Annotated in this window: 5 protein-coding genes; all 5 read left to right on the top strand. The window is 51.4% G+C overall.

All coding sequences use genetic code 11. The features are described 5' to 3' along the window. Positions 1-456, top strand: a 456-nt coding sequence (locus tag VMF88_11710) for a T9SS type A sorting domain-containing protein (protein HTY11724.1), incomplete at its 5' end; no start/stop codon positions are given. Between the two features lie 90 nt (positions 457-546). Next, a complete protein-coding gene (locus VMF88_11705; protein HTY11723.1) occupies positions 547-1,470 on the top strand; it encodes a tartrate-resistant acid phosphatase type 5 family protein in 924 nt (307 codons plus the stop codon). Positions 1,471-1,542: 72 nt separating this feature from the next. Next, complete coding sequence (locus VMF88_11700; GenBank protein ID HTY11722.1) at positions 1,543-2,463, top strand: metallophosphoesterase; 921 nt, start codon at positions 1,543-1,545, stop codon at positions 2,461-2,463. 13 nt (positions 2,464-2,476) lie between these two features. Next, on the top strand, positions 2,477-3,481 hold the full coding sequence (locus tag VMF88_11695; GenBank protein HTY11721.1) for a YncE family protein: 1,005 nt from the start codon (positions 2,477-2,479) through the stop codon (positions 3,479-3,481). 371 nt (positions 3,482-3,852) lie between these two features. Beyond that, complete coding sequence (locus VMF88_11690; GenBank protein ID HTY11720.1) at positions 3,853-6,237, top strand: family 78 glycoside hydrolase catalytic domain; 2,385 nt, start codon at positions 3,853-3,855, stop codon at positions 6,235-6,237. Positions 6,238-6,266 lie beyond the last annotated feature (29 nt).

Genomic DNA, 6,266 nt, shown 5'->3' with positions numbered 1-6,266 from the left:
GACTGGTTCGGTCTTGACGGGAGCAATGATTATCATCTGCTGCCGGCCTCGGCGGCCGTGGGGCATGGGTTCACGCCTCCGGCATCGTGGGTCAATCCCGCCTTCACCGGCAATCTCCCGGGTGATCAAAATATGGGCGCTTTGGGTGTCTATGTCAGCACAAAAGTGAAATCGACCGTCAATCCGGTTCCGACGAGCTTCGCGTTGAACCAGAATTTCCCGAATCCGTTCAACCCATCCACTCAGATCAGCTTCCAGCTCCCGTCCGACAGCCGAACGACGCTGAAAGTCTACGACGTGCTGGGAAGAGAAGTGGCGACGCTGATCGACGGATACCAGACGGCAGGAGTGCACCAGGTACAATTCAACGCACAAAATCTTTCGAGCGGCATCTACTTCTACCGCTTGAGCGCGTCGGGACAGGATTTTGTCAAAAAAATGCTTTTATTGAAATAATCTTTTGAACGATAAATCAATGTATTGCACGATGCAACCTTATCAGGGGTTGCATCGCGCTTTTATCAGTCGACCAGAAAGATCATAACGGTGAGATCAAAGTTCTTTTTCTTTTTTGTTATCGGAGCAGTCATCGGCCTTGCGGCGTCGCCGGCAGTAGGGCAGGAGATCGATTCCTCTTCGGCTCGTTTTCTGATCCTCGGCGACTGGGGAGGATTTGCGTCAGAGAATCAGAAGGCAGTTTCTGTTGCGATGGCACGTGAAGCTCAAAAGAGTAAAATCCAATTTGTCGTGACGGCAGGAGATAATTATCATGGTGATGGAATCGCCAGCGCCACCGATACGCGTTGGAAAACGGAATTCGAAGACATTTATTCCGATCCATCGCTCCAGGTGCCCTGGTATCCGACATTCGGCAACCATGACTACCGGGGCAGTGCCGAGGCCGAACTTGAATATTCCAAATATTCGAAACGATGGAAATTCTACGCTCGCTACTATGCGCAGGAAGCGAAGATTGACGATTCGACAAAACTGCTCATCGTTCATTTAGACACCCCTCCGTTTATAAATGAATATCGGCAACGGGATGAGCAATACCATGTCGCGGGGCAGGATGTAGCCAGGCAGATTCGCTGGCTCGATTCTCTTCTGTCTGCATCTGACGACCGATGGGTGATCGTTGTAGGACATCATCCGATCTATTCGGCGGCCCCGAAGCATGGTAACACCCCGGAATTGATATCCGACGTGTTGCCTATACTCGCACGCCATCATGTTTCTGCGTATATTTGTGGGCATGATCACGTGATGCAGCATCTTTTTCATGACCGCATGAATTTTTTTGTCTGCGGGGGTGGAGCAGAGCACCGGGAGGTGAACGAGCGCGACGATGTCGTGTTCGGCAAAGGGTCTCTTGGTTTTTTGTCGATCGCTGCATACCGCGATTCGCTGACGTTTAGGATGATCGATGAGAAGAATACGCTTCTCCACCGTTCGACTATAAAAAAATGATGTGTCATTGTTGCGGCGGGGTTTCTCGTGCCAGCCGTATCATGTCAATGTTACCAACATATCGGAGTCGCCATGGAATGGAAGTTCGGTCGCAGAATTATTGTATCGGCAGTGTTTTTTCTCCTTTATTGCGCTCCCCCTCCGTCGGAGCTTTTCGCTCAGCAGAAAGTAAAAATAGCTCTCTGGGGGGACTCTCGGGAGAATATGGACAACGCCTGTTCGGATATTGCTCACATCCTTCTCTATAAGATCACCGATTGGGATTTTCAGGTGCACTGCGGTGATTTTACTCACAACGGGACCGAAGATGCCTGGCAGAGGACGCTGCATTACCCCGGCGTAGATAGTATTTATGTCAAGGGAAAATTCTTCATGTGCACGAGCAATCACGAGTTTGCCGATTATACGGGCAAAGCGAACTATACGAAATACACGGCAGGAGTGCTGCCTGTGAATTCGTCCGACGGCACCACGCATTTTTATTCGCATCATCTTTCCAACGTGGATGTCATTTTCTGCGACGGATATGAGACGAACAAAGACGTGATGCAGCATTGGCTCGATAGTCTGCTCGACACGATTCCGTCAAAGGATTGGATCATCGCAGTCTGGCATAATCCGACGTACGGCGACATCTCATATAAGGAGAGTTACGAAAAAACCTGCATGCCATGGGTGGAGAGTCTGTATAAACATCACTGCAAATTTATCTTCAATGGACATGCCCATATTTATCTCCGAACACACCCGCTTCGTCCTGATGGTTCCCTCGACGAAAAAGAGGGGATTGTCCACATCATCAACGGGACGGGCGGCGCCAGCTTCAAAGATCCGGCCCCTAACAGCCCGAAGACGGCATTTACACCTTCGGAAAAATCATTTCCAAGCATAACATTTTTGACGATCGAAGGGGATAAAGCGTCGCTTGAAACTGTCGACGCCCGTCCAGGGCACAATCTTCAGGTTATCGATACTTACAGCACAACACACTAAAAGGAATATCTCGATGCATTTGCTTATCAGGCGTTTTCTTTTTTCAACGTTTTTCTGCGGCTGTCTTGTTCGGATCATTGTTGCCCAGCCCGTCCTGCCAAAAGTTCTCGACACCATTTCGGTTGGAGGTTCCGGCGGAATGGACTACATCACATGCGACCCGGCGTCTCATAGACTGTATCTCTCGCATGCCACGCGCGTCGACGTTGTTGATTACCTGACGAAAGCGCGCGTTGGATTCATCCCCAATACGCAGGGAGTTCATGGAATTGCCCTGGCACAAGAATTCGGCGGGGGATATACCAGCAATGGAAAGGATAATTCCGTCACCGTCTTTGATCTTTCGAACTTATCGATTATAGCAACAATTGACGTGCAGGGAAAAAAGCCGGACGGGATACTTTATGAACCAGTCACAAAGCGAGTGTTTACTTTCAATGGCGGCAGCGATAACTGCACTGCTATTGATGCAGCGACGATGAAAGTTGTCGGCACGCTTGCGCTGGGCGGAGGGCCGGAAGCTCCGGTCGCGGATGGCAAAGGGGATATTTACGTCAACGTCGAAGATGCAAACGAAGTTGTTCGTTTTGACGCTGCGGCGCTGACTATTCGCGCTCGATGGCCGCTTGCTCCGGCACAGACGCCGACCGGAATTTCGATGGACCGCACGAACCGCCTTCTTTTTATCGGCGGACGTAATCAAATATTTGTAGCCTGCAGCGCCGATAACGGGAAGGTGCTGGCAAACTTTCCGATCGGTCAGGGAGTGGACGGAACGGCATTTGATGATGCGACCGGATCGATCTACGTTTCAAACAAAGACGGCTCGCTCGACGTTTTCCACGAAGAGAATCCGTCGAAATTCACCGCTGTGGGTAAGGTCCAGACCTCCCCGGGAGCAAAGACGCTCGCCCTCGACTTGCAATCACACAGAGTGTTTCTTCCTGCGGCTCGCCAATCAGACGGAGTCGGCGGGATGAAAGGGGAAATGATGGTCCTGGTGGTCGGGGTGAAGTAAATTGCCTTCCTCGAAATGAGATCCATCCTCCTTCCTCGGCAAGAGGAGAGGGGATGGATTTGTTTTTTGCCATTCCGGATCGCTTGCCAGACCACCTACCGATTGGTAGCGGGGTCTTTTGAAAGGAAATTACCTTCCGCCCTTCGACTCCGCCGCGACGGCTCATCCTGAGCAAGCGGAGCGCGTCGAAGGATGACGTCGCGGCTCCGCTCAGGGTGAACATCGTGATTGGAAGTTAAAAAACCCCACCACTTACCGATTCCTCTTCTTGTAATTCCTTCCGCTTTTGTTTACATTTTTCCGGTCCGCAGGCGATTGTTTTTTGTGGAAGACTTCTGTCATCGGCTCATCGAGTATGAAAGGCCCATCCCGTGAATAGATCGCAGACAACTGTTCTTGCACTCATTGTTTTTTCCTTTTCATGCCAGTGCCATTCACCGCTTTACTCTGAAGCGGCGGGGAAGATTTCCCCTCACGCACAATGGATTTCTCCTCAAATTGATTCGACCAATGTCGATAAGAATCCCTGCCCGATTCTAAGGCTGCAATTTAATCTCTCGTCAAAGCCGGTAAAAAGCTCGGTTCGTGTCGTCGGTCTCGGCCACTATCAGCTCAGGATGAACGGCGCGCAGGTTGGATCATCTGTCATCAACCAAGCCTGGTCGGAATACAGCAAGACCATTTATACTCAGGAATTCGACCTTGCAAGCTGTGTCAGAAAAGGGGAGAATGTCTTTGGGGTGATGCTTGGAAATTCGTACTGGCGCGTCGGACCGGCGAATGACCCGAAACGGTATTCAAAAACGGATGCGATGCCCGATTTCTCCAACGGGCATCCGTACCTCCTTTGGCTCGAAGCACATTTCCTCCTAGCCTCCGACAAAGACACCGTCGTGACGAGTAATGCTTCGTGGAAGTGGACGTACGGGCCGCTTGTCTTCTCACACATCTACGGCGGGGAAGATTATGATGCACGCAGGAATCCTGAGGGATGGGACCGCGCTTCATTCGAGGACCATGCATGGAAGAAAGTATCGGCAGTTGATCCTCCGGAAACCGCAATATTGCCACTCACTTCTCCTCCGATAAAGGAATTTGAGATCTTCGAGCCCACGGAAATCAAAAAAGTGGGAGCCGAAGAATACACCTATCTCTTCCCTCAAAATTGTTCTGCATTGCTTCGCTTTACAGTTTCGGGGACATCCGGCAGCCGAATTCGTTTTAAGCCCTGCGAGTACGTCGATTCGGCCGGGCATGTACGATTCACGTATACATGGGGAACGAATAAAGACATCTGGCATGATTATACGGTTCGCGGTTCGGGCAACGAAACGCATGAGATTCTTTTCTGCTATGTTGGATGCCAATATGTTGGGGTGACGGGAGCGGTTCCCCCCGGCGCTTCCAACCCGGACGGCCTTCCGGTAATAAAAAAGATCGAGCTTGTTCATACGCGCGCGGCTAATGAGGTCGTCGGCGCATTCAATTGTTCAAGCGAACTTCAGAATAATGCAGAACATCTGATCGATTGGTCGATCCGATCGAACATGAGCTATGTCGCGACGGATTGCCCCCATCGCGAGAAGAACGGCTACCAGGAACAGAACTGGCATATGATCCGCGCCATCAGTTACCGGTTCGACGTCCACGATTGGATCAACAAAATTCTGCGCGACGTGAGAGATACTCAGCTTCCGGACGGACACATTCCGACGAACTGTCCGAACTTTATGGTAGGGATGCCGCCCCATGCATTTTGGAACGAGGCTCCCGAGTGGGGAATCGCCGGTGTGCTCGTTCCGTGGCATCAGTATGAATGGTACGGCGATACTTCTACGCTCGTCGTTTCGTACGAAAGCATGAAACGCTATGTCGATTATCTCTCAACCCAGGCAAAAGATGGGATCATAACGAGCAATCTGGGAGATTGGTACGACTACGGCCACGGAAAAGGAGACGGACCGGCGCAGTGGACACCGGCCGAAGTCTCCGCAACCGCGATCTGGGCGCTGGGTGCGCAAACGATCGTTCACACAGCGGAGGTTCTTCGTCAAGCACGAGATCGAGACCGATATGATAGTCTTTTCAAACAGATCATATCGGATTTTCAAAAACACTTCTACGACCGGCAGCACCATCAGGTGATAAACAACGGTTCGTGTCAGGCGGGAAATGCCACCGCTGTCTGCGTCGGCCTGCTTCCCGAGGAAGAGCGTGAGGGAGCGATACAGTCGATCGTCGACGATCTCTCGAAAAGAGGATGGCAGCAGACGACAGGAGAAGTCCTCCACATTTTCCTCATCCGGGCGCTTGCCGAAAACGGCCGGGGAGACGTTCTTCACAAAATCTACAGCCGTGAGGGGCCGGGAAGTTACGGTTTCATGGTTAGGGAGGGATTAACGACGCTTCCCGAAAGCTGGAGTGCCGTGCGCGGAACCGGGAGCAGCATGAACCATTTCATGCTGGGACAGCTGATGGAATGGCATTATGCTTACGTTGCAGGAATTCGTCAGCAGCCCGGAAGCGTTGGATGGCGCAAGATCCTCATCGCTCCTGAACCCGGAAATATGCAAAGTGCATCTGCCGAGTTCAAGAGCCCTCAAGGAAGGATTTCAGTGCATTGGAATCAGGAGAGCGGAAAGTTTTTTCTAACGGCAATTATACCGGCCGGCGTTGAAGCTGCGGCTCTTTTGCCGGACGGAAGTACAAAACAATTGAGCAGCGGCGAGAATAAGCTCACGTCGGCGATGCACTGATTGGAATGGTTCGACGATGATTGAAAATG

The sequence above is a fragment of the Bacteroidota bacterium genome (genome assembly GCA_035506275.1).
GTDB lineage: Bacteria > Bacteroidota > Ignavibacteria > UBA10030 > UBA8401 > JAGVPT01.
The sequence above is the reverse complement of the archived record's forward strand: the minus strand, read 5'-3'. Positions and strand labels throughout refer to the sequence as shown.

Bases quoted from the DNA above. Each gene is read 5' to 3' on its own strand.
- VMF88_11695 (HTY11721.1), top strand. From the start codon at position 2,477: ATGCATTTGCTTATCAGGCGTTTTCTTTTTTCAACGTTTTTCTGCGGC.
- VMF88_11700 (HTY11722.1), top strand. From the start codon at position 1,543: ATGGAATGGAAGTTCGGTCGCAGAATTATTGTATCGGCAGTGTTTTTT.